Genomic DNA, 22,799 nt, shown 5'->3' on the forward strand with positions numbered 1-22,799 from the left:
TTAATGAAACAAGCATACAATCTCCAGTGGATGGTTTTACTTTGGATAATTTTAAGCAGCATGTAACCATCGTAAATATGCATGATCCGTTATCTTTTACACGTTTGGATGGTATTAGATTGGATGAACCCGATGATAACGAACAGCATCAGAAGTTATTTATCCAAGCAAAAGAGTATTTGAAGAAATTGGTTGAAGGTTTAAATGAGTCAAACGGGCTAAATATAAGTTTCAGCATTAGGAACACATGCAAACAGAATTGCTGTTGTAAGGAAAATTATAAAATAATGAATGATAATGATTTTTATAAATTTTACGGTTTTGAAGAATAGGTTGATGTTTGTTAGCACGTGGTTCTTTTGAACGGATTAATTCTATTCGCTGACAATACAATTACTAGTAGTTCAGTTGTAGATCAAAAACAATTTGTAGTGATATGGTATTGACAAACTCTTAACTTTATATTATTATTAACCAAACAGAATAAACGCAACACAATTCAGCTTGACAGTTAAACTGATTACAATCATTATTATTATCCGAGGCTATCCGCAATCGGAGGTCTTTCCACAACGGAGGTGCGTTATGAAAAAAAGAATCTTGTAAAGCAAAGGTATAAGCGGTTTTATATCTTTGCTTTTTGTTTTCCTAAAAATTAGATTTTTGTAAACTTGTTCTATGTGTTTGAAGCACATATAAAGTCAATCGATTCATCAACAGACAAGATAGTTGCTTATTATCCGAGGCATAAAAAATGCCATTACCAGCAATCACGTTTGGAACACGGAAAAGAAGTAAAACAAAACGCTTCTGAAGCAATGTATCGCCAGGGTTGGTGAATGATTGCTGCAGAAGCGTTTTTGTTTTGAAAGGATGGGCGAAAATGGACATGGGAAAATATTTGAATGATGTATTGAAAGTAGTAAATGGCGATCTCGGGGAACTGGTAGAAATCGGATATCTGACCGAAGAAGAAGCAGGCAGTCCTGAAATAGTAAACTATTATTGCAACAGAAATAGATATAACAACAGATGAAGGGAGATAAGTAAAATAATGGTTAAAACTTTAATGAATAAAAACGGTGGTATGCAATTTGAAATTATATCACTTTTCCCGGAAAGTGTGGAGACGGCAAGCTTTGTTTTAAAAAAGAAAAAAGAAAGACATCAGAAAATTTATCAAGGAAAGTCTCAAATATATGAACCACATGATCCGTATTTTAAAGGAAAGCTTTCTAAGAGGAATGGGCGTTTGGATCCATACTGTATTCCTGATGAAGTTGCTTGATATCAAAAATTGTTTAACAAACACTTTTCTTGTACATTAATGGTCTTTTTGAATTGTGATTGCGAGAAAATTTGAAAATAATTTACCATAATTAATAATGACCCTTTACGGGAAATGATGAACAGGAGGCATAAGAGTTATGAATAGAATTATTTTAACTGGTCGTTTGACGAAGAATCCGGAAGTGCGCTATACCGCAAATCAAAAAGTGGTATGCTCCTTTATCCTGGCGGTGGATAGGCCGTTTGTAAATCAGCAGGGATTGCGCGAAACTGATTTTATCCCCGTAGTATTGTGGGGTAAAACTGCAGAACTGGTTGGAAACAGCTGTGCCAAAGGCCATCGGTTGTGCGTTGAGGGACGTGTTCAAGTCCGCACTTATGAGAATAAAGATAAAAGAACAGTATGGATTACAGAGGTAATTGGAGATCGTATCGAATTTCTCGAACGCAAGTCAGAAATTGCAGCTTCTTCAGAGGCTCAAATGCAGACTGCTATTTCCGATATGGGGAAAGAAGTACCTTTTGATGAAGAGGTTCCGTTTTAAAAAGTGAATATTGTTTCTTTACAGATTTTGGTTGTTAAGACTGAAAAGGAGATTCAAATGCACAACAAGTACTGTAATGCTAAATTAATAAAGAAAAAACTGGACAATTTTGTTATGGGTCAGGAACAGGGGACGCGGGCTATCGCAATGGCTTTTGCGCAACACTTTCTACGAATTGAGGCAAGTGAATATTACAGTGGTCGTAAGATTACAAAGGATAATGTTCTGTTGGTCGGGCCAACCGGTTGCGGAAAAACAGAAACGTTTCGCGTTTTAAAATCTATGGCAGAAGAGTTTGGCGTTCCTGTATGTCTGTTCAATGCGCTTGATTTTGCACCCACCGATTCCTGGAAAGGTTCAAAATGTTTAGCCTCAATTTTTACCGAGGTTTTCCGGCAAGCAGCTGAAGTATATTTTGAAAAGTTTGATACTGAAAAGGACGTGGAAAAGCAAAAAGAAAGTATTACCAAGATTGCTAACAACGCCATTATCGTGCTGGATGAGATTGACAAATTGAGGATTCGTGGGGAAGGGAATAACAGGCATTTTTTAACAGAGTATCAGTCGGTTTTGCTCAAAATGGTTGAAGGCAACACATATGAAGTAGATGACATTACTTTAAAAGATTTACGCAAGGAAACCGCAGAAAAAGATGACGGACAGAAGGACAATGAAGAGGATGTGGAAATCAATAGCAATGAGGTTGACACAACCAATATGATGTTCGTTTTTATGGGGGCATTTGACGGTATTGAAGAAATTACGCGAGGCCGGTTAGAAGAAGAGAGGCTAAACAAGGAAGAAAAAAACTTGCCCGCACGCACCATGTATCAGGATACGCAGTTGGGGTTCTTGACAGTTCCTCAGCTGGCAAAGAAGGAAGAGCCAGTGGAATACACATATGAGCAGCTCATCCCTACACAGGAAGATATCATTCAATTTGGGTTTATGCGTGAACTGGTTGGCAGAATTTCAGTCCGTACCGTATATAAACCGCTGAAAGAAGATGTGTTGTTTGATATTTTACTCCATTGCGAGACGTCAGCATACCGGGAGTACCAGCAACGCTTTGTCGTGAATGGTCATAAACTGCTTTGTAACCGTGATGCGCTGAAAGAAATTTCGCGAATTGCGGTAGAGCGTGGAACCGGGGCACGGGGACTACGGAACATTTTTAGTGAATTGTTGCAGGATACAATGTTTGAACTTTCAGGTGAACCGTGTCATCATTGTTTGTTGCGCGGAAAGGAGATGCGGGCACACAAGCCGCCGTTGTTGCATAAAGTGGACAGGTTCGCAAAGATACGTTTACGAATTGAGAGAGAAAGAAATAAAAAATTAGCTGAAATAGCAAGAATAAGGGCTGCAATAAGCGGCAGGAGGAAATGAAAAGAAAATTGTTTTAGTGAAGTTCTATTAATGGAAAATATTTTGTAACAGGAGATGACCATGAATAAATTAGGAAATCCTTTACCTGAAATTGAGTTACATGCAGATCAAAAACAAGGTTGCAAACGCCCGCGAGCCGGTAGGCGACGGAGCAAAGTTGCGCGACGGCACTGGACGATTTGGGCCAGCCGGGAAGAGATGGCTCATGTGAAAGAATATTTGTTTCGGAACAGACAGAACGATCCGGAATAGAAGAATAAGTTTAATAATGAAAAACCAAAAATATTACATTTAGTTCATCTTTACGTAAATGAAAAGATAGGAGGCATAGAAAAGTGGAATATAAATTTACTGAACTGGATTGCGAGAAAGCAAGAGATATCCGGATTATCACACACAAAAAATCTGCCGATGGTACAGCAGGTTTAAAACAGACAGTGTTTCTGGCCGGTAACGGATTATTTCGTTTTGACGGGCAGAGGAACGGTCATGAGCTAACATGGGTTCGGCTGCTTCCATCTATCAAGATTTGGGTGCTCTGTGCAATGATAAGCGACATGTTGAATTTAAACAGAGAAAGTGATGACAGGGAAACCGAATGGGAAATTTTGGCACATGATGATTACGGGAACCGGTTTGTGGCAAATGGGTTTTCAATTTCTAATGTGATTGCACCTAAATACGATCCTTCCAATTACCTTCGCGAAGCTACCGGTCTGCAGGAAATGTGGCTGCTGGATGGAAAAAGGTAAGGGCATCCAGTTATATTGAAAATGTTTCGGGAAATAACAATCAATAAAACACTCAAAAACCAAACGATAAGGAGAGCACTGTCATGTTAACTTTGATTAAAACATTATTTATTGTAGCGTTATGCTTTGTGAGCAATATGGCTTTGCTGTTGCTTTTTTGGGCAACGGCATGGTACTGTACGCCGGATTTTTTCTGGGATAGGGTTAAGGAAGCGCTGGTGATTCTTCAGGTTCCGTCTACCCCGGAAAATATAGTGATCAGCCTTTCGCTTTTTACCGTGATCGTTCCCTGTTTCTTTTATCGCACGGAACCGATGCAGGCGCTTACGTTTTGGATGATGGGAGCAAGAAAAGCAAAGGATAAGGATTTGATAAAAATTAAAGAAGCCATGCAGGTTGTTTGTCAACAGGAAGGTACGAGTATAGATAAATACAAATTATATGTACATAAAGATGAAAAGGCCCTGAATGCATGTGCCTTTGGGAGTAAGCGTATCATGGTGACGGCTCCCTTGCTTGCGTCTGTAAATACCAGACAGCTTGCAGGCATACTGGCTCATGAGGCGGGACACATTCGCCATGGAGACACAAGGATCTTGAGTTTTACTGCTTGCATGTCCTTTTTTGGCGAAATGTCTGTAAACATCCTCGGAGGTATCATGTATGTACTGTCATGGTTTACCTGGATTCCCATTTTGAACTTAGGAATAGCTGCATTCGATTTTGTGGAAAGTACTCTTATTATGCTGATAACTTATCTGGTCATTAAACCCGTTGATTTTATAGTGCTTTTCTTTTTCCGCCGGGATGAATACAACGCAGACCGTTATGCCTGTGAACTCGGGCTGAGTACTGAAATATATGAAGGTTTGTCAATAATCACTCGGGATGATTGGAAGTTAGGATTCTTTGACAGCCTTTGGTCTACCCATCCTGCTGCAAAGAAACGTTTAGCCCGCATTCAGAAATATATTGAAAATGAAAAGCTTATAACGATGCAAGATGACAAACGTGTTTAAGAGAATAATTTACGAAGTATTTGTGTTATAATTAATGAAATGGAAAACGACGAACTTGGCGTATAGTTGACAGAATATGATGAGGGTTATTGAATATGATCTACTTTACTTCTGATTTGCATTTTTATCATGAAAAAATCATTCATCACTGCAACAGACCGTTCCGGGATGCGCAGGAGATGAACGAAAAAATAATTAATAATTGGAATAACGTAGTGCTGCCTGACGATGAAGTGTATATTTTAGGCGACGTGACCATGAAAGGGCCGGAGCAGGCCTTTGCAGTGTTGTCCCGTTTATCCGGGAAAAAATATTTGGTGAAAGGCAACCACGATTATTTTGTGGATAATGTTGACTGGCAACAGTATTCTTGGGTGTTCCAATGGGTGAAAGACTACTACGAATTAGTTTGGCACAATCACAAATTTGTATTGTTCCATTACCCTATTGTAGAGTGGGCGGACTTTTATAAAGGCGCTATCCATCTGCACGGACATCAGCATAACCAAAAAGTTTATAACCATCAGCAGGTGCAGGCGAAACTGCGGTGCTATGATGTGGGCGTGGATGCCAACGATTTTACGCCAGTGAGCATAGAAAGAATAGCAGCATGTTTTGAGGGTTGAAAGATGGTTGCATAAAACGATAAGGGGCCGTACGGGCCATTTTAGAGGATGGAACAAATATGTAAAATTTCTATAACTGCCAAAAAAATCAAGTTATAGAAATTTTGTCGTTGAAAATCCCAAAATGAGTTGATATAATTAAGTCTTAAAAAACACAAGTGTGCTGAAATTGCTTGGAACAGGTATCGTTTAATCTTGCAATTAATAAATATTAAAAGTGTGATATAATGAACACAATACATGTTGTGGCCGCGGTAATCTGCGACTCATTTGATAAAAAACAAAAAATCTTTGCCACGGCAAAAGGCTACGGAGAATTTAAAGGCAAGTGGGAATTCCCCGGCGGTAAGGTGGAAACCGGTGAAACGCCGCAACAGGCTCTTGTAAGGGAAATTCAGGAAGAGCTGGCAACGAAGGTCCGGGTGGGCAATCTGATTACTACTGTTGAATACGATTACCCGGCGTTTCACTTATCCATGGACTGTTTCTGGTGCGAAGTGAAGCAGGGCGAACTGAAGCTGCTGGAGGCTGAAGATGCAAAGTGGCTGACAAAGGAGAAGCTTTACAGTGTGAAATGGCTGCCGGCGGATATGACATTGATTGCGGAAATAGAAAAGCAGATGAAATAGCAGGAGGAATTCAAATGGCAGAAATTACCTGTCCGAAATGTCATGCGACTTTTACTATCAGTGAAGAAGAATATAAATCGATTAGGGCACAGCTGCGCGACCAGGAATTCGTGGCGGCACTGCATGAACGGGAAAGAGATTTTGAGCAGCGTAAACAGGATGCAGTGAAAATTGCAGAAGCGTCAATTATTGCAAGAGCGCAGCGTAAAATTGCGGAAAAAGAAACAGAAATTACAAAACTGAAAGCCCAGATTAATTCAAAAGAAACAGAGCAAGAGCTGGCTATCAAAAATGCTGTTGCTGAAAAAGCCGATGAGCTCAATCAAAAAGTGATTGAAATCGAGCAGCTGAAAGGCCAGATAGACAGCAAAATCAAAGAAGCAGAACTGGCGCAAAACAATCTGAAAGCAAGCTATGAGCAGCAACTCAAATTCAAAGATGAGGAGATTGAGCGCTACAAAGATTTCAAGGCAAAGCAGTCCACGAAAATGATTGGCGAGAGCCTGGAAGTGTTCTGCAAAAATGAATTTGACAAAATGCGTCCCGTAGGATTCCAGAACGCAACTTTTGAGAAGGACAATAAAATTAGCGAAACGGGCAGCAAAGGCGATTTCATTTTCCGGGAAACCGAAGAAGGCGTGGAATTCATTTCCATTATGTTTGAAATGAAAAACGAGATGGACACCACTGCCGCCAAACATAAAAATGAGGACTTTTTCAAAGAACTGGACAAGGACCGCCGGGAAAAGAAATGTGAATACGCCGTTCTGGTGACGCTGTTGGAACCGGAAAACGACCTGTATAACAACGGCATCGTAGACGTATCATATAAATACGAAAAAATGTACGTGGTACGGCCCCAGTTCTTTATCCCCATCATCACCCTGCTGCGGAATGCGGCCCGCAATTCGCTGCAGTACCGGAAGGAACTGGTGGCGGCGCAGAACCAGAACATTGATATCACAAATTTTGAAACGAAGCTGAACAGCTTCAAGGATAAATTTGACCGTGACTGCAGGCTGGCGGATAAAAATTTCGAAGACGCCATCAGCGATATTGACAAAACCATTAAAAACCTGGAAAAAATAAAAAAAGAACTGCAATTGACTGTCAGCCATCTGAAGCTTGCCGACAATAAACTGCAGGACATCACAATTAAAAAACTGGTGCGCGGCAATCCTACCATGGCTGCCAAATTCGCGGAACTGAAAACGGAAAAAGCGGAAGAAGAATAGATATATTGCAGAAAAAGTTATTCATATGAATCATAAAGCTGTCGAAACAATTTTCGGCAGCTTTTTATCATTGTAAGAGGAAACCCGTTCCAGGCTTTTCCGGTACTTTTTTGATTATTCTTTGTATGCAAAATGAGTTTTTTGAAAATTAGGTAAAAAACCGTTAAAACTATACAAAAAATGACCGAAAATATAAAAATTGTACAATAAATATAAAATAGTCTTTGCTGATTATGAATTTACAGTTATAATAGGGGTAAAGGATTCAGAAGCGTACTCTTTGATATCGGCGCTCCGGAAATTTCCTTGCAAGTATTATGGAATAAAAGGAGGATCGTAATCATGTTGAAGTCAAATTTTCAAAAGGGTATGTTCACCGTGCTGGTGGGTATCCTGATCTGGTTCTGCCCGATGCCGGCAGGGTTGAAACCTGAAGCATGGCATATGTTTGCCATTTTTGTGGCGACCATCATCGGCTTTATCCTGCATCCCATTCCAATTGGCGGCGTTGCGCTGATTGCGGTAGGTCTTACCGGGTTCCTGAAAGTACTGAAACCTGGCGAGGCCCTGTCGGGCTTCGGTAATGCAACAATCTGGCTGATCGTCGGTGCGTACATGTTTGCCAAAGGCTTCATCAAAACAGGCCTGGGCCGCCGTATCGCATATGTCATCATGTCAAAGATCGCTACAAGCTCCCTGAAGCTTGGCTACTCCCTGGCAATCACCGACTTTATCGTTTCGCCGGCCACCCCGTCCAACACGGCCCGCGGCGGCGGCATCCTGTACCCGATCGTGCGTTCTCTCTGCACTGCGTTCCAGTCGGAACCGGACGACGGCACCCGGAAGAGGATCGGTAATTACCTGATGCTCTCCACCTTCGAATGCGACTGCATCACTTCCTCCCTGTTCCTGACCTCTGTGGCCCCGAACCTGCTGGTTGCCAAGCTGGCTAAAGACGTAACCGGCCTGGATATCACCTGGGGCACTTATGCATTGGCCACCATTCTCCCCGGCATTATCGCTTTGATCATCACCCCGTATCTGGTTTATAAACTGGCGACTCCGGAACTGACCCAGACGCCGGAAGCTCCGCAGCTGGCCAGAGACGAACTGGAAAAGATGGGTCCTATGAGCGGCGCGGAAACCACCGTGCTGATTGCGTTCATCGCAGCGCTTGTTATGTGGGCTACCACTTCCTTCACCGGTCTGAACGCGACCATGATCGCCCTGGTCTGCATCGGCTTCATGCTGGTGCGGGGCGCGCTGGAATGGAACGATATCATCACCGAAAAAGGCGCGTGGGATACCCTGGTCTGGATGGGCGGCCTGATGAGCCTGGCTACCGGCCTGGCCAAACTGGGCTTCATTAAATGGATGGCCGGCGGCATCGCGGGCAGCCTGAAAGGCATCGACCCCATGACCACACTGCTCATCCTGTGTCTCATCAACATGTATGTCCATTACGCTTTCGCGTCCCTGTCCGCACACGTCAGCGCGGTTTACGCCGCGTTCCTGGCCGTGGCAGTAGCTGCAGGCGCCCCGCCGATGCTTTCCGCTATCGCACTGGGCGTGGAAACCGGTATCATGGGCTGCTTAACCCATTATGCCACCGGTCCTTCCCCCATCTACTTCGGCTCCGGTTACATCACCCAGCCGGAATGGTGGAAAGTCGGCTTCATCTGCTCCATCCTGTTCCTGATCTGCTTCCTGGGCATCGGTTCCATGTGGTGGAAGGTTATCGGCCTCTGGTAAGAAGTACAGACAGAGTGTACTATCGTAACACAGGCAACATCCCGGTAACAATGAAAATAGTTCAGAAAGCGTAAAAGCTACAGAAAACGTTACATCATAAGAAGAGCGGCTCCGTCCCGGGGCCGCTTTTTATAGGAGATTGTGTCAATAGTTTTTCGCAGATTAAAATTTCCACTCGGTGGTCGGCAGTTACCCGACTTATAGGATTATTACTTTCATTAAAAAAGCATCTGCCATATTGCAGGCAGATGCTTTTTTGAATTTTTAATACCACTTTTTCAGGAGAACATAGGAAAGTACAACGGTAAATATGCTGATGCCCAGCCAGACCGTTAGCATCGGATTATGCCACAACATAGCAGATCACCCTCCTTTATTTCTGGGCCTGTGCTTCCGGCAGGTCGCTCTTCCAGAGGCTGCCCAGCACAAACATAACTACGAAGCTGACTAATACACCCCAGGCACCGGCAGCCATAACGCTGCGCTCAATGTGGGCGATGAGGTACAGGTAGAAGTAAACGCCTTCGCCGACGATAGCGCCGATGATGGCAGCTTTGGAGTTGGCGATCTTCGGCAGGAACAGGGCGAAAATCAGGGGAGCCAGGGTTGCCGCGGATACACCGGAGATACCGATCCAGACCATAACGCCCATGAACGGAGGCGGATTGAAGACCAGATACAGTGAAATCGCGCCGATAATGGCCGGCAGGATTTTTGTCATGCCGTAAGCAACTCGTTCCGCCTTTTCTTCTTCCATGTTAATGATTCCGTGTTTCACAAGGGTCTTCAGGAACAGGTCGTTACTGATGCAGGTGGTAATAACCAGAATCAGGCCGCAGGCAGTGGACATCAGCGCTGCGACGATGGCTACCGACAGGATGGTACTGATAACCGGGTGGAACAGTTTTACATATTCGATAACCGCGTTATCCGCAACCTTAAGGGACGGATTGATTGCCCGCATGTACAGGCCGCCGAACATAACCAGCAGGCAGCAGAAGGAAGCGAAGATCCAGGTCCAGATCATCTTGGACATGTCTTTCGGGTTCTTTAACGCCATGATCTTGTTCAGCAACTGTGGCTGGCCCGCAAAGGCGAACTCGATGAACATGACGCCGAAGATGGTGGCGTAGCTGTACATGTGCAGCGCGCCGGGATTGGTTACGGTAACGAAGTAAGGGTTCTGGGCCGCAAGGATGTCGGACACTTCCGTCAGGCCGCCCTTGAAGAGCATCAGGCCGGAAACGAATACGAACACGCCTGCGAAAATCATCAGGCACATCTGCCCGATACTGGTGTAAACGTCGGCGAAGAGGCCGCCTACGGTTACATATAACACGGTGATGATGGTGACGCCGATGATGGCCGTGGTGTAATCCAGGCCTTCAATCATTCCCGAAAGCAGCGAACCGCCTGCGGAGAACTGGCCGGCGATGTAGAATATCTGGATAATGAAAACAATGGAACACAAACCTCTCAGTATGTCGCTGTTGTAACGTTTTGCCAGCCAGTCCGCCATGGAGATGGACTTCAGTTCCACGTTACTGTTCCGGACACCTTTGGCCAGCAAGATGAAGCCAAGGGTGGAAGCACAGAAGATGGCAAGGAAGATCCACATGCCGGTGGAGCCCCAGGCATAACAGAAACCTACATAACCCATAAATGTCGCGGCGGAGAAAAACGAGGCCGCGAACGCAAGTCCCAGGGGAATCGGGCCCATGGATTCACCGGCTACCGCGAAATCGCTTAAGCCTTTGATCTTTTTGGCGCCCAGGAAGCCAACGTATATTACAAAGCACACATAGAGTGCCAGACCGCATATCATCCATGTATTCAGTGACATGGTATTTCCTCCTTTACTGCGTATTTTTTAGTGCTTTATGTCAAATCTTTTCCCATTCGGATTTTACCAGTGCCTTGTTCAGGTCGCGCAGGTACGGAACGGTGCGTCTTGCCTCGGCGCATTTATCGATGTCGATCTCCGCTACGAGGACTGCGTCTTCATCCCGGCCGGCTTCGCAGAGAACCTCTCCGTTCGGTGCCACGATGCGGGAATGGCCGCCCAGGAATACGGTGTTGTCGTCCACGCCGGCCCGGTTCACGGCGATTACATAGATGCCGTTTTCCAGCGCCCGGGCTTTGGACTGGATATCCCATACGTAGTAACGGGCGCGGCCGAAGGCTGCCGGATAAATGATTACGTTGGCGCCTTTCAAAACCATCAGGCGGGAGATATCGGGGAACCCGATTTCATAGCAGATCTGCATGCCGATATGCAGGTCGCCGTAACGGATGGGGGCGGGAACTTTGCTGCCGTTCTGGAAACGGAGCTCTTCGTTGTCCCAGAGATGTACTTTGTCGTAGGTGCCCATTACGCCGTCTTCATTTACGGTGAGGGCGGTGTCGGTGATGATGCCCTTGTTGGGAGTGGTTGCCAGAATGCATCCGGAAACCAGGATCTGGTATTTTTTAGCCTGGGCGATCATCCAATGGGTTGTACGGCCGTCCGGAATATCTTCTGCCAGTTCCACATCCTGTTTTGGTATCCAGTAAGCCGTATTAAACAACTCAGGGAAGATGACCCATTTCGCTCCTTTTTCTACTGCTTCTTTCAATAATGCTTCGGCTTTGGCAAGATTCGCGTCCACATTAGCAAGTTCACAGTTCATCTGGATTGCAGCTACTTTGATTTTCATACTATCGCCTCCTCGTTGCTTATAATAGTTTGTACGAACACCTTCCTGTAGGATCCGCTAAAACACTGTTTGGTGTTTTGTCAATTCTATATTAACATCTTTTAAGGTGTTTTTTTCAATTTGCCCCTTTTGTTGACAAATAAACAGGTTTTTGTGCGGTATATGGAATTAAAATACTTGCGTAAAAAACAGCCAGACGATATGATAGTTTTAAGAAAACGTTGTCCTTTGCCGATGTTTGCTGAGATCTTGGCATTCCGGCGTAGGTGTTCGACTTCCCGGTTAAAATAAGTGATTGTAAACGGTGATAGTATGGCCTGGTATGTTATACTGACAAATCTGTGCGCCCGGATCTTCGTGGTCCTGATTCTGTTTTCGATTTTGTGCCGCACGGCGATTCTCAGGGAAACCATTAACACACTGCACGAGAAGGTCCGGAGCAAGGTAAAGCTTGTGTTGTTCTTTTCCTTCTTCGGCGCGTTGGATTTCTTTTGTGGCACGCTGCTGCCGACTGTTGTGGTAAACAACCACAGCACCTACGTGATCTCCGCCGGACTGATCGGCGGGCCGGCAGCCGGTGTGGCAACGGCCTGTATCCTTTCTCTGTTTTCCGTCGCGCTGATTAAACCTCCCGTAGTGCTTTCCATCGTTCTGACGGTTGCGGAGGGCCTGATTGCAGGCATGTTATCCAAATGGCTGCAAAAACAGAATTATAATTTTGTTCACGCGGGGGCGATTGCGTACGCCTTAACTTCTATTTATATTGCGTTTTTGGCTGTGTTCCCTTCGGGCGTTCTTCCGGACCCTTTTACGCTGGAAGATCTGGTTTTTCCTCTCCTTTTCAGCGTAACCGTGGGCACGGGTTCCTTTATTGGCCTTTTGGAAGATTTTTACAACCAGCAGGAAAAATTCGAAGGTATCAGCGCGAAAATTGCGTTAAAAATCACGAACAGCGCCCTTTCCTTTTTACAGAACGGCCTGGATAAAAAAAGCGCCTCAGAGACCGTCGATATTATTATCAGGGATTCGGAAACCTTCGACTTTGTAGCCATTACCTCCATGGATGAAATTCTGGGCTTTACGTCGTACCGTACCGAAGCGCCGTTTGTAGATTTTTTAAAAAACGATTTCGCAAAGCTGTTTAAAAGTGATTTCACCATTCCTACTGAAAAACTGGATGTAATCCGGGCCTGTCTGACGGTGCCGCTCTATGACGATAAACGGAAATATGGTTATCTTTGCGCCGGCCATATTATGGAAAACAGGGTCTCGCCGATGGAAGAAACGCTGATCAACGGTATCGGGACCATGATTTCGACACAGTTGGCGTTCCATATCATCAAAGAAAAAGCGGATCTGCTGCAGCAGGCGGAAATCAAGGCGCTGCAGTCACAGATTAATCCGCATTTTCTGTTTAACGCCCTGAGCACGATCAGTTATTACTGCACGCAGCAGCCCCAGACTGCGAAAACGTTGATCAACGATCTGGCTAATTATTACCGCAAAAACCTGGCGGACGCGGATACCATGATCACCATCAGGGAAGAACTCCAGCACATCGGCGCGTATATCCATCTGGAACAGGCGCGTTTCAGGGAGCGCCTCCAGGTGGATTATGAACTGAACACGGAAAATTCGTTCATGCTGCCGGCGCTGATCCTGCAGCCCCTTGTGGAGAATGCCATCAAGCACGGTCTCTATCCGAAAATTTCCGGTGGAAAAATTACCATACGGATCGATGAGAAACCTTCCTATTTCCGTATCACTGTTATTGACGACGGTATGGGGATCGCCAGGGAAAAACTGGCAACCATACTGGATGATTCCGTGCCCAAGAAATCCATCGGTCTGTCCAATGTCAACAAACGACTGAACACATTATACGGCAGTAAAAACAGACTGCGTATAAGCAGCCGCGTAAATAAAGGAACCATAGTTTCCATGAGAATCCCGGTCCAGGAGGCGATCAGTACGCAATGATCAGAATAATAGTAGTAGATGATGAATTCCCGACCAGGCAGGAACTGGCATCCCTCCTTCTGAATATCAAGGATGTGGAAATCGTCGCGGAATGCTCTCTGGGGCAGGAAGCGCTGGATTTCCTGCAGAAGGATACGGCAGACCTGATTTATCTGGATATTGAGATGCCCCAGATTAACGGGATCGAGACAGCAAAAATCATTAAATCGACCATCAAGAGCCCGCCTGAAATCGTGTTCGCCACAGGGTTCGACCAGTTCGCGGTCACGGCGTTTGAGCTGAATGCCCTGGATTATATTCTTAAACCGTATACGCAGGAGCGGATTCTTGCATCAATTATGCGTTACCGGAATCTGAAACGGCAGCTTTCAGAGAAGAAATCTTCGTCGGAATACCTGAAGTTCCCCATCTGGCACAATGAAAAAATGATCCTGCTGAATGCGGAAACGGAAATCAGCCTGATCAAATCTGAACAGCAGCGCATTCTGGTATTTTCGGAGAAGGGTGTCTTTGAGATCAATACGCCGTTAAAAGAACTGGAACAAAAACTTAAGGGCCACGGATTTCTCCGTACCCATAAATGTTATATTGTGAATATCAACAAAGTCAGGGAAGTGGTTCCGTGGTTTAACGATACGTTCGTGCTGACGCTGGAAAACTGTTCCCAGAAAGATATTCCTGTTTCGCGACATTACATACAGGAATTCAAAAAATATGTAAATCTTTAACTCATACCATCGTAATTCGCTGTTTTGCTTGAAACATTTTTTCGTAAATGGTATTATTTAATTGTTGAAAAGAAATACTTTCCGACAGTTTATGATACCGACGGATCCGGACCGGACTTCGTCAGAAAAGAGGGATAACATGAAATACGTAGAAATTAAAGCCATCGAGATTAATTCCATGGATGATGACGTGCTGCAGGACAGCATCATCTTTGGCGTGGACGAAACGATTACAAAGCCGGAAGAAGTGCCTGCCGTATTACGTAAAATCCTCAAAAAAAACTACAACATTGCTTCGTTCGGCCAGGAAGTCAACAAAGATCCGATTCTGTTCGGCAAGGAAATGGACGAAATCGAAGAAAAATACCTGAACGAATACGGAATTTACACTCTTGACATCCAGGAAATCAAAGTCAACTGGGAAAACGGCATGACGATCTGAAAAGGGTAAACATTTTTGCGTTTTGAACGAGCAGCCATTCTTGCAGGTCTTTTCTGCCAGTCTGACTTTACTATAAGTTAATAATTTAATTCCTGTTTGTTCCGACAGCCGTAGATTTTTCTGCGGCTGTTTTGCTATAATTAAAAGAGAATTCCATTTGCATACTATACGTTACAGACAGGAGCGAAAAGAAATGAACAGGAAAGGTTTGACCACCGCGGAAGCCCTGGAGAGGGCGAAGAAGGGAAAGAACGTACTCACCCAGGGAAAGAAGAAAAGCCTGCTTTCGGTGATTGCGGAGCAGTTTGCGTCACCGCTGTTGCTTTTGCTGGTGGTTGCGTCGGTCATTTCCATCATGACCGGGGAAATCGTGGACGGCATCATTATCATCGTGGTGGTGCTGGCCAACGTGATCATCGGCACCGTGCAGGAACTTTCGGCGGAGAAATCCGTGGAGGCCCTGCGGCAGATCAATGCGTCCACGGCGGTGGTGATCCGGGACGGCGTGGAGACGGAGATCCCCGCGTCGGAACTGGTGGTGGACGATTACGTGATCCTGGAAGCGGGGCGCGTGGTGCCTGCGGACCTTGCCCTGGTGCAGACCAGTTCCCTGAAGGTGAATGAATCGGCCCTGACGGGCGAAAGCGTTGCGGTGGAGAAGGACTGCAGCGAAACCAGCGACGAGAAGACGCCCCTCGGCGACCGCAAGGACAAGGCCTTCATGTCCACCCTGGTGGAATACGGCCGCGGCGAGGGCGTGGTGGAAAAGATCGGCGACCATACCGAGATCGGCAAGATTTCCGGCATGCTGCACCAGATCGAGAAACAGGAGACGCCGCTGCAGAAGAATCTGGACAGCATCTCCAAGGTGCTGGGCATCGCGGGCGTGGTGCTGTGTATTGTGATGTTCGCCTGCCAGATTTTTATTTACCGCACCCCTGTCATTGAAACCCTGATGATTTCCATCGCCTTTGCCGTGGCGGTCATCCCGGAAGGGCTGGCCACCGTGGTCACGCTGGTGCTTACGGCGGGCATCCAGGAGATGAGCAAACGCAACGCCATCGTGAAGCAGATCCATGCGGTAGAAACGTTGGGCGCGGTGAATGTAATCTGTTCCGATAAGACGGGTACCCTGACCCAGAACCGGATGACGGTGGTGAAGTGGTATCTGGCGGGCGAGGCGATGGAACCGGAAGAACTGCCGGCGGACAGCAAAGTCTTTGCCCGACTGCTGGAAGGCTTTCTCGCCTGCAACGACGCGAAATATTCCGAAGAGACCGGCGAGGAGATCGGCGATCCCACGGAAACCGCGTTCATCAAGTACGCGAAAGATAAAAAGCTGGGCTATTACGATATCATGCGTGATATCACCCGCTTTGATGAGATTCCTTTTGATTCCGGCCGGAAGATGATGACCACCCTGGACCGGGTGGAACGGGATGGCGAAATTAAAAATATTTCCTACACGAAGGGCGCCATTGATTCCGTCATCGTCCGCTGCGACCGCATCCTGGACGAGGACGGCATACGGGAGATCACCAACGAGGACGTGGTCCTTGCCACCCAGGCGGCGGACATCATGAGTTCCGAAGCGCTCCGGGTGCTGGCCCTGGCCTACCGGGAAGGGGATAGCGTTCCTCAGGAAAAAGACATGATCTTCGTAGGGCTGGGCGCCATGATCGACCCGCCCAAGGAAGGCGTGAAGGAAACCGTGGACGAGTGTCATCACGCGGGCATCGACGTGGCCATGATCACGGGCGACCATAAGATCACGGCCTTTGCCATCGCCAAGGAGCTGGATATCGCCACGGATATTTCCCAGAGCATTTCCGGCGCGGAGATCGACGAGATGGATCCCGAAGAGTTTAAGAAGAACGTGCTGGATTACCGTGTGTTCGCCCGGGTATCGCCGGAGAACAAGGTGCAGATCGTGCAGGCGTTCCAGTCTCACGGCAAGATCTGCTCCATGACAGGTGACGGCGTCAATGACGCGCCTTCCCTGAAAGCGGCGGACATCGGCGTGGCCATGGGCATCGGCGGCACGGAAGTGGCCAAGGACGCGGCGGAGATGATCCTGGTGGACGACAATTTCATCACCATTAAGAACGCGGTGATGGAAGGCCGGAACCTGTTCAACAATATTAAGAAATCAGTCGTGTATCTGCTGCGGTCCAACTTCGGCGAAGTGGTACTGATGGCGTCGGCCATCTTTGCGGGCCTGTCTTCGCCCCTTTCCACGATTCAGATTTTGTGGGTGAACCTGCTGACGGATACGGCGCCCTCTCTGGCCCTGGGCATGGACGTGGGTTCGGACGCCGTCATGAATGAAAAGCCCAGGGATGTTAAGGCCGGCATCTTGAACCGGAGCGATTACCTGAACATCGTGATCCAGGGCCTGATCAGCGGCGGCGTGACCCTGCTGGCCTTCCTGCTTCCCGTGATCATGCAGTACGGGACGGGCAACATCCTGGCGAATCTGGAAGGAAACGAAGAGCTGTTGAAGCTGTGCCGGACGTATTGTTTCAGTACCCTGGCCATCAACGAGATGCTGATGGCGTACGTCTGCAAGACCAAGGGCAGTCTGGCCTTTGCCACGAAAGAATCCTGGAACAACAAGGCCCTCAATATCATCACGGCCGTGGGCATCCTGCTGCAGATCGGCATCCTGGTGGTTCCCCCCATGCGCGCCCTGCTGAAGCTGGCGCCTGTGGGAACGGTTGACATCGCGCTGATCCTCTTCATCGCGGTGACCGGCGTCCTGATCAACGCGGCGATTACCCTGGCGAAAGAGAGACTGGATATTAAGCGGGAGAGAAATCTGTAGGAGATTCGCATATCTGCCTGATATGAGAAAGCGGCCCGATATTAAGCGGGAAAGAAATCTGTAAGGGGATGGATTGCGGTCCGGAATATTCCGGAATGCGCGGGCCCCTGCCTGATTGAAAAGACAGCTCCGGACGGACCGGTTACGTAAGTTTTTTGGGGTGTGATTGTATGAAGAAAATGCTTTCCGTTCTGTTGGTATCCTGTATTTCTGTTTTGCTGATTGCGGGCTGCGGCAGTGACCCCGGCCCCAAAGGGGCGCCTCCGGAAAAATCCGGCGCGAAACAGACAGAAATCAAAACGAATGCCCCGTCGCCGGCGCAGACTCCCCGCGCAAATACCGGGGAGGCGCAGTCAGGCAGTACGTCGGATACATTTGTAAGTTATGAGGGAAAAGAAATCAGGGGCACCATCAGCGGAACGGACGCTGTGATCATGGGAAAACCGGGCGCGGACGCCAGGGCGATTGGCGTACTTAACAATAATGAACCGGTATATGTGACCGGCAAACAGGGAGAATGGTTCCAAATCCGCCGGATTGAAACGGTCCAGCGCGGCTGGGTGCATGGAAAGTTCCTGCGCCTGCAGTAGCCGCTTCCGGGGAAGAAAGTTCATCGTAGTTTCAGTTAATATTGCAACAGCCGTGGAATTAATTTTCCACGGCTGTTTTGTTATTCCGTGGCTGTTTTGTTATAATGAACGTAAGATAATAATGCGTGGTTTTTTTGACAGATACGAAGAACCAGAAGACGGGGCGGTTTGTAAAAAGAGTGATGTAACGTTTGATCCGGAGAAGTGATGACGATGAATAATACAGAAGCGCTTACACAATTTCTCAGAGAGAGTAAAAATGTCGTGTTCTTCGGCGGCGCCGGGATGTCCACGGAGTCCGGGGTGCCGGATTTCCGCAGCGCGAACGGGATCTACAGCCGGAGGCTCCACCAGGAGTTCCGTCCGGAGGAGATGGCTTCCCACAGTTTCTTTGTGAACCATACGGAAGCGTTCTTCGAGTTCTACAGGGAACACCGGATTTTCCGGAACATCCGGCCCAACGCGGGGCATATCGCGCTGGCGGAACTGGAACGGCGCGGCATTCTGAAAGCTGTCGTCACGCAGAATATTGACGGGCTGCATCAGCTGGCGGGTTCAAAAACCGTGTATGAGCTGCACGGTTCCATTCTCCGGTGGCCGTGCCTGCAGTGCGGCAGGGTGTATCCGGTGGAGTATGTGCTGCAGGAAGAGAACAAGCCGATCCCCTATTGCGAAGACTGCGGCGGCATCGTCCGGCCGGGCGTGGTTCTTTACGAGGAAGGCCTGGATTCCGGAGTGGTGCATAACGCGGTCCGCGCCATCCGGGAAGCGGATACGCTGATCATCGGCGGCACGTCGCTGGTGGTTTATCCGGCCGCGGGACTGATCGATTATTTCCGGGGACGCCATCTGGTTCTGATCAACAAGACCGAAACGAAAGCGGACGCCAGAGCAGAGCTTGTCATACGCGACGCTATCGGGAAGGTGCTGTCGGCGGCAGTGGCAGCGATTTGAAAGAGGTTCTGATGCATTTTGCATTTTCATGAAATACGTTTATGTAAAGATTGCATATTTTTATTGACAATGATGTGCAAAATTTGCATAATATAAGCGGAGAGGAAGTGCAAACATGACTGCTTTAAAAGAAATGAGAATAACTAAAAAATTAACGCAGCAAGAAGCGGCCCGGCGGCTTGGCATTTCGCTGCGTTCTTATATTATGTATGAAAACGATACTGAAAAGGAAAAAACAATCAAGTACAGGTTTTTGCTGCAGGAGCTGCAGAAGATGGATACCGTGGACGAAGAACGCGGTATTCTTACGACAGAACAAATTAGAAAGTGTTGTAAAGAAGTTTTAGAAGCTTATCAGGTAGAGTACTGTTATCTTTTTGGTTCTTATGCCAAGGGAAAGGCAACAGAGCAGAGCGATGTCGATTTACTGATTTCAACGAAGGAGACGGGGCTCCGCTTCTACGAGATTGCAGAACGGTTGCGGGAAAGTTTGCATAAGAAAGTGGATTTGCTGGATATGAAACAGCTTGTGAATAATGAAACGCTGATTCATGAGATGCTTAAGGATGGTATAAAAGTTTATGGATAATGTCAAAGGTATCTAAAATGGACGGTCTGAAACTGCAAACAAGTCCCCGGGGATATTTTGTGGGCTTGACGACGATGGATTATGTGTTTTATGTCGATTCCCATCCCCGGAAGAATTCCAAAGTAAAAACGAATCATTTTACGAGGCTTGTGGGCGGGCCGGCGGCGAACGCGGCCATAACCTATTCGCTGCTGGGCGGAAACGCCACGTTGGTCACCTGCCTCGGCAACACGGCGGAATCGGACGTGATAAAAGAAACGCTGGAAAAATCTGGCGTGAACGTTGTCAATTGTACGGAGGATGATGCCATGCCTGCCGTGGCGGCCATCGCGGTGGACCGGAACGGCGACCGGCAGATTTTCAGCGGGCAGAACCAATATAAAACAATAAAAGTCCCTGCGCTGGAAGAACCGGCTTTCTGTCTGTTTGATCTGAACCAGCAGGAGCTTTCGTTAGACGTTCTTCATAACTGTAATTGCGAAGTTGTAGTGGATGCGGGTTCCTGGAAAGGAGAAACCCTTGCGTTTCTTAAAAAAGCGAGTGTCATAATTTCTTCCGAAGAGTTCAGGGATCCTTCGGGTCGCGATATTTTTTCCATCGAAGAGTGCACGAATGCCCAAAAGGCCATGACAAGGGGCGAAAAACCGTTGCGTCTGGCTGACGGTGAGATTCCCGTAGCGTCCGTGACCTGCGTGGACAGCCTGGCGGCCGGGGATATTTTCCACGGGGCGTTTTGTTTTGCCTATTATCATAAGCAGTATGATTTCAGGGCGGCTCTTACGTTTGCGTCAAAAATCGCCACCGAAAGCGTAAAATATGCAGGATCCTGGGCATGGGCGAAGAAAGTTTGAATTTGAAAGAGTTGTTGAGTTGAGTCGGAAAGAGTAGTTGGACCATTTTCAGTGACACGAAAGTGAGTGATAAAAATGGCTGACAATATTTCACGTGAAACATTTTCCGCTTCTGCGGTGGCAGCGTCCGGGATCGTTTCCAACGAAACGCCTGACAAAAATAAAATTGCGGAAGCAAGCCGCATTATCGCGGCGCTGCAGCATGAACTGGAGGAGCTGGCGGAGCTAGGCAGCGGTCCCTTTGCCGCGGCAATCTATGACGCGGAGGGGAACCTTGTGGTAAAAATGCCTAACACGGTTACTCTGGACAATTGTTCCCATAATCATGCGGAGATGAACGTGATTAAAGCGGCGGAGGAAAAGCTGGGCACCTATGACCTTTCCCCGTTTCATTTGAAATTGTATTCAACCTCTGAGCCTTGTCTGATGTGCATGGGCGGCATTATGTGGTCAGGCATAAAGGAAGTGTATTACGGCGTGCCTACCGAATCCGTGGAAGAGATCACGGGGTTTGATGAAGGCTATAAACCCGGATGGGTGGAAGAGTTTAAGAAACGGGGCATCGTTGTGTACGGCAACATTGAGCGGGAGCTGGGCGAGCAGGTGCTGCGGAACTATGTGGCGAAAGGCAAAATAATATATAAGCCGGCCCGGCAGGATGAGCAGTGACGGATCCGGTTTGAAAAGAAAATGCGCAGTTGCTTGCAAATTGAAAGCAACTGACCCCGGTTTTTTGCGGAGGTGACAAACGATGAACGCAGGCAGATTTTTACTTAAAAAGGTAACGGGTTTAATTTTCGCGGCAGTATTCTTTGCGTCGTGTCTCTGCGTGGGATTTGCGGCGGAGGCAGGCGATGAACCGAAGAACTGGTATGATAAGGACGGTTTGTTCCACGAGCAATATAGCTCCTACATCTATGCCAAAGACGAGAATGGCCTGCTCTCCAGACAGGTTGAGGTTGTGATGCATACCTGGTATGACAGGGAAGGGAACCAGCATGAAATAACCATATCTCCTGAGGGAAAAAGAGAAAATACGGTTACGGCGGCGACGTCGGCAAAGTCCCGGACCCGGTATTGGTATGACGAGAAGGGTATTTTTCACAAAGAATATACATTTTTCACGGCCAAGGGTGATAAAGATGTCGAGCATATATGGTATGATAAGGACGGGAAACAGTACGGTAAGGAATACGGGTATGTCATCATTAACGGACAAACTCTTTACCGGGAGAGCGTCACGACCTACGATGCGAAAGGCTGGCGGCATATCAATATTTTCTGGATTTATCCGGATAAAAGCCGGCGCGACAAGCATATCTGGTTTGACGGCAGGGGCGTGCGCCACGAAGAGTGGAAGAAATAATAAGGTAAGGCTGCGTGTAATACGGCGGAATGGGTTGCGGGAACTACATAAATGAGTGCCTTTGCGGCAAAGATGGAACGGGTTATAAAAAAACGTAACAACTGAGGGGAGAAATAATTATGGTTAAGAAAAGAAGTATTGTGTTCGCGGTGATCTTTTCTTTCGTCACCTTCGGGTTATACGGACTGTACTGGATCTACAAGATCACCAATGAGATGAACACCCTGTTGTATAAGAAGGATGCCATGGGCGGCATGATGGTTCTGATTTTAACATTGATCACCTGCGGACTTTACGGCTTTATCTGGGCCTACCGGCTGGGGGAGAACGTGGATAATCTGAAGCGGAACCCCGGCGGCAATTCGGGTATTTTGTATCTGATTGTGTACATTCTGGGCTTCGGCCTGGTGGATCTTGTGCTGGCCCAGGATGCCATCAATACGTATCTGGACGGCCAAGGGGCATAAAAATATAAATAACGGGGAATCTCCCCGCTCCCGATGCGAATCGGATTGTGGTGTTTTTTCATTGGAAAAAACAGG

Annotated in this window: 24 protein-coding genes; 22 read left to right on the forward strand and 2 right to left on the reverse strand. The window is 47.2% G+C overall.

Annotated features, from left to right (window positions below; all coding sequences use genetic code 11):
* The 11 genes from ACZOWY_RS10065 to ACZOWY_RS10115 form a co-directional block, all read left to right on the forward strand.
* Positions 1 to 332 (forward strand): hypothetical protein (locus ACZOWY_RS10065; RefSeq protein ID WP_484396845.1); only part of this gene is annotated, 332 nt, incomplete at its 5' end.
* Positions 333 to 883: 551 nt separating this feature from the next.
* Complete coding sequence (locus ACZOWY_RS10070; protein WP_484396849.1) at positions 884 to 1,036, forward strand: hypothetical protein; 153 nt, start codon at positions 884 to 886, stop codon at positions 1,034 to 1,036.
* Between the two features lie 18 nt (positions 1,037 to 1,054).
* Complete coding sequence (locus ACZOWY_RS10075; protein WP_484396853.1) at positions 1,055 to 1,288, forward strand: hypothetical protein; 234 nt, start codon at positions 1,055 to 1,057, stop codon at positions 1,286 to 1,288.
* 139 nt (positions 1,289 to 1,427) lie between these two features.
* On the forward strand, positions 1,428 to 1,835 hold the full coding sequence (locus ACZOWY_RS10080; protein WP_484396858.1) for a single-stranded DNA-binding protein: 408 nt from the start codon (positions 1,428 to 1,430) through the stop codon (positions 1,833 to 1,835).
* Between the two features lie 3 nt (positions 1,836 to 1,838).
* A complete protein-coding gene (locus tag ACZOWY_RS10085; RefSeq protein WP_484396863.1) occupies positions 1,839 to 3,224 on the forward strand; it encodes an AAA family ATPase in 1,386 nt (461 codons plus the stop codon).
* A 335-nt stretch (positions 3,225 to 3,559) separates the two neighbouring features.
* Positions 3,560 to 3,976: a hypothetical protein gene (locus tag ACZOWY_RS10090; protein WP_484396868.1), complete on the forward strand. Its 417-nt coding sequence runs from the start codon at positions 3,560 to 3,562 to the stop codon at positions 3,974 to 3,976.
* 83 nt (positions 3,977 to 4,059) lie between these two features.
* The gene (locus ACZOWY_RS10095) at positions 4,060 to 4,995 is read left to right on the forward strand and encodes a M48 family metalloprotease (RefSeq protein ID WP_484396873.1); all 936 of its coding nucleotides are present in this window, start codon (positions 4,060 to 4,062) and stop codon (positions 4,993 to 4,995) included.
* 95 nt (positions 4,996 to 5,090) lie between these two features.
* Entirely contained in the window at positions 5,091 to 5,621 is a 531-nt protein-coding gene (locus ACZOWY_RS10100) for a metallophosphoesterase (RefSeq protein WP_484396878.1), read from the forward strand.
* A 227-nt stretch (positions 5,622 to 5,848) separates the two neighbouring features.
* The gene (locus ACZOWY_RS10105) at positions 5,849 to 6,250 is read left to right on the forward strand and encodes a (deoxy)nucleoside triphosphate pyrophosphohydrolase (RefSeq protein ID WP_484396883.1); all 402 of its coding nucleotides are present in this window, start codon (positions 5,849 to 5,851) and stop codon (positions 6,248 to 6,250) included.
* A 14-nt stretch (positions 6,251 to 6,264) separates the two neighbouring features.
* Positions 6,265 to 7,485 carry a DUF2130 domain-containing protein gene (locus ACZOWY_RS10110; protein ID WP_484396888.1) on the forward strand — a complete coding sequence of 407 codons (1,221 nt, stop codon included), beginning with the start codon at positions 6,265 to 6,267 and terminating at the stop codon, positions 7,483 to 7,485.
* 342 nt (positions 7,486 to 7,827) lie between these two features.
* On the forward strand, positions 7,828 to 9,237 hold the full coding sequence (locus ACZOWY_RS10115) for an anion permease (protein ID WP_484396892.1): 1,410 nt from the start codon (positions 7,828 to 7,830) through the stop codon (positions 9,235 to 9,237).
* A gap of 373 nt (positions 9,238 to 9,610) precedes the next feature.
* Here ACZOWY_RS10115 and ACZOWY_RS10120 read toward each other — a convergent pair whose 3' ends face one another.
* Complete coding sequence (locus tag ACZOWY_RS10120; RefSeq protein WP_484396897.1) at positions 9,611 to 11,080, reverse strand: sodium:solute symporter family protein; 1,470 nt, start codon at positions 11,078 to 11,080, stop codon at positions 9,611 to 9,613.
* A 40-nt stretch (positions 11,081 to 11,120) separates the two neighbouring features.
* A complete protein-coding gene (locus ACZOWY_RS10125; protein WP_484396901.1) occupies positions 11,121 to 11,933 on the reverse strand; it encodes a carbon-nitrogen hydrolase family protein in 813 nt (270 codons plus the stop codon).
* A gap of 291 nt (positions 11,934 to 12,224) precedes the next feature.
* On the opposite strand from ACZOWY_RS10125, the gene ACZOWY_RS10130 reads away from it, so the two are divergent.
* The 11 genes from ACZOWY_RS10130 to ACZOWY_RS10180 all read left to right on the forward strand — a co-directional run bounded on the left by ACZOWY_RS10130 (position 12,225) and on the right by ACZOWY_RS10180 (position 22,724).
* The gene (locus tag ACZOWY_RS10130) at positions 12,225 to 13,913 is read left to right on the forward strand and encodes a histidine kinase (protein ID WP_484396905.1); all 1,689 of its coding nucleotides are present in this window, start codon (positions 12,225 to 12,227) and stop codon (positions 13,911 to 13,913) included.
* A complete protein-coding gene (locus tag ACZOWY_RS10135; RefSeq protein ID WP_484396910.1) occupies positions 13,910 to 14,641 on the forward strand; it encodes a LytR/AlgR family response regulator transcription factor in 732 nt (243 codons plus the stop codon). Before ACZOWY_RS10130 ends, ACZOWY_RS10135 begins: the two co-directional genes overlap by 4 nt.
* Before the next feature lie 139 nt (positions 14,642 to 14,780).
* Positions 14,781 to 15,083: a hypothetical protein gene (locus tag ACZOWY_RS10140; RefSeq protein ID WP_484396914.1), complete on the forward strand. Its 303-nt coding sequence runs from the start codon at positions 14,781 to 14,783 to the stop codon at positions 15,081 to 15,083.
* A gap of 193 nt (positions 15,084 to 15,276) precedes the next feature.
* The gene (locus tag ACZOWY_RS10145) at positions 15,277 to 17,907 is read left to right on the forward strand and encodes a cation-translocating P-type ATPase (RefSeq protein WP_484396920.1); all 2,631 of its coding nucleotides are present in this window, start codon (positions 15,277 to 15,279) and stop codon (positions 17,905 to 17,907) included.
* A gap of 170 nt (positions 17,908 to 18,077) precedes the next feature.
* Positions 18,078 to 18,497, forward strand: coding sequence for an SH3 domain-containing protein (locus ACZOWY_RS10150; RefSeq protein WP_484396925.1), 420 nt, complete (start codon positions 18,078 to 18,080; stop codon positions 18,495 to 18,497).
* A 213-nt stretch (positions 18,498 to 18,710) separates the two neighbouring features.
* Positions 18,711 to 19,451 carry an NAD-dependent protein deacylase gene (locus tag ACZOWY_RS10155; RefSeq protein WP_484397078.1) on the forward strand — a complete coding sequence of 247 codons (741 nt, stop codon included), beginning with the start codon at positions 18,711 to 18,713 and terminating at the stop codon, positions 19,449 to 19,451.
* Between the two features lie 115 nt (positions 19,452 to 19,566).
* The gene (locus ACZOWY_RS10160; RefSeq protein ID WP_484396930.1) at positions 19,567 to 20,040 is read left to right on the forward strand and encodes a nucleotidyltransferase domain-containing protein; all 474 of its coding nucleotides are present in this window, start codon (positions 19,567 to 19,569) and stop codon (positions 20,038 to 20,040) included.
* Positions 20,040 to 20,891 carry a PfkB family carbohydrate kinase gene (locus ACZOWY_RS10165; protein WP_484396936.1) on the forward strand — a complete coding sequence of 284 codons (852 nt, stop codon included), beginning with the start codon at positions 20,040 to 20,042 and terminating at the stop codon, positions 20,889 to 20,891. The genes ACZOWY_RS10160 and ACZOWY_RS10165 overlap by 1 nt, the downstream gene beginning before the upstream one ends.
* Positions 20,892 to 20,966: 75 nt before the next feature.
* Positions 20,967 to 21,560 carry a nucleoside deaminase gene (locus tag ACZOWY_RS10170; protein ID WP_484396942.1) on the forward strand — a complete coding sequence of 198 codons (594 nt, stop codon included), beginning with the start codon at positions 20,967 to 20,969 and terminating at the stop codon, positions 21,558 to 21,560.
* A gap of 82 nt (positions 21,561 to 21,642) precedes the next feature.
* On the forward strand, positions 21,643 to 22,257 hold the full coding sequence (locus tag ACZOWY_RS10175; protein WP_484396947.1) for a hypothetical protein: 615 nt from the start codon (positions 21,643 to 21,645) through the stop codon (positions 22,255 to 22,257).
* A 119-nt stretch (positions 22,258 to 22,376) separates the two neighbouring features.
* Positions 22,377 to 22,724, forward strand: coding sequence for a DUF4234 domain-containing protein (locus ACZOWY_RS10180; RefSeq protein ID WP_484396952.1), 348 nt, complete (start codon positions 22,377 to 22,379; stop codon positions 22,722 to 22,724).
* The last annotated feature ends 75 nt before the right edge of the window (positions 22,725 to 22,799 follow it).

It is taken from the genome of Succiniclasticum sp. (assembly GCF_056977735.1).

Excerpts from the sequence above, each read along its gene's own strand:
- ACZOWY_RS10070 (WP_484396849.1), top strand. The coding sequence starts at position 884 with ATGGACATGGGAAAATATTTGAATGATGTATTGAAAGTAGTAAATGGC.
- ACZOWY_RS10075 (WP_484396853.1), top strand. The coding sequence starts at position 1,055 with ATGGTTAAAACTTTAATGAATAAAAACGGTGGTATGCAATTTGAAATT.
- ACZOWY_RS10080 (WP_484396858.1), top strand. The coding sequence starts at position 1,428 with ATGAATAGAATTATTTTAACTGGTCGTTTGACGAAGAATCCGGAAGTG.
- ACZOWY_RS10095 (WP_484396873.1), top strand. The coding sequence starts at position 4,060 with ATGTTAACTTTGATTAAAACATTATTTATTGTAGCGTTATGCTTTGTG.
- ACZOWY_RS10100 (WP_484396878.1), top strand. The coding sequence starts at position 5,091 with ATGATCTACTTTACTTCTGATTTGCATTTTTATCATGAAAAAATCATT.
- ACZOWY_RS10105 (WP_484396883.1), top strand. The coding sequence starts at position 5,849 with ATGAACACAATACATGTTGTGGCCGCGGTAATCTGCGACTCATTTGAT.
- ACZOWY_RS10110 (WP_484396888.1), top strand. The coding sequence starts at position 6,265 with ATGGCAGAAATTACCTGTCCGAAATGTCATGCGACTTTTACTATCAGT.
- ACZOWY_RS10115 (WP_484396892.1), top strand. The coding sequence starts at position 7,828 with ATGTTGAAGTCAAATTTTCAAAAGGGTATGTTCACCGTGCTGGTGGGT.
- ACZOWY_RS10120 (WP_484396897.1), bottom strand. The coding sequence starts at position 11,080 with ATGTCACTGAATACATGGATGATATGCGGTCTGGCACTCTATGTGTGC.
- ACZOWY_RS10125 (WP_484396901.1), bottom strand. The coding sequence starts at position 11,933 with ATGAAAATCAAAGTAGCTGCAATCCAGATGAACTGTGAACTTGCTAAT.
- ACZOWY_RS10135 (WP_484396910.1), top strand. The coding sequence starts at position 13,910 with ATGATCAGAATAATAGTAGTAGATGATGAATTCCCGACCAGGCAGGAA.
- ACZOWY_RS10140 (WP_484396914.1), top strand. The coding sequence starts at position 14,781 with ATGAAATACGTAGAAATTAAAGCCATCGAGATTAATTCCATGGATGAT.
- ACZOWY_RS10145 (WP_484396920.1), top strand. The coding sequence starts at position 15,277 with ATGAACAGGAAAGGTTTGACCACCGCGGAAGCCCTGGAGAGGGCGAAG.
- ACZOWY_RS10150 (WP_484396925.1), top strand. The coding sequence starts at position 18,078 with ATGAAGAAAATGCTTTCCGTTCTGTTGGTATCCTGTATTTCTGTTTTG.
- ACZOWY_RS10155 (WP_484397078.1), top strand. The coding sequence starts at position 18,711 with ATGAATAATACAGAAGCGCTTACACAATTTCTCAGAGAGAGTAAAAAT.
- ACZOWY_RS10160 (WP_484396930.1), top strand. The coding sequence starts at position 19,567 with ATGACTGCTTTAAAAGAAATGAGAATAACTAAAAAATTAACGCAGCAA.
- ACZOWY_RS10165 (WP_484396936.1), top strand. The coding sequence starts at position 20,040 with ATGTCAAAGGTATCTAAAATGGACGGTCTGAAACTGCAAACAAGTCCC.
- ACZOWY_RS10170 (WP_484396942.1), top strand. The coding sequence starts at position 20,967 with ATGGCTGACAATATTTCACGTGAAACATTTTCCGCTTCTGCGGTGGCA.
- ACZOWY_RS10175 (WP_484396947.1), top strand. The coding sequence starts at position 21,643 with ATGAACGCAGGCAGATTTTTACTTAAAAAGGTAACGGGTTTAATTTTC.
- ACZOWY_RS10180 (WP_484396952.1), top strand. The coding sequence starts at position 22,377 with ATGGTTAAGAAAAGAAGTATTGTGTTCGCGGTGATCTTTTCTTTCGTC.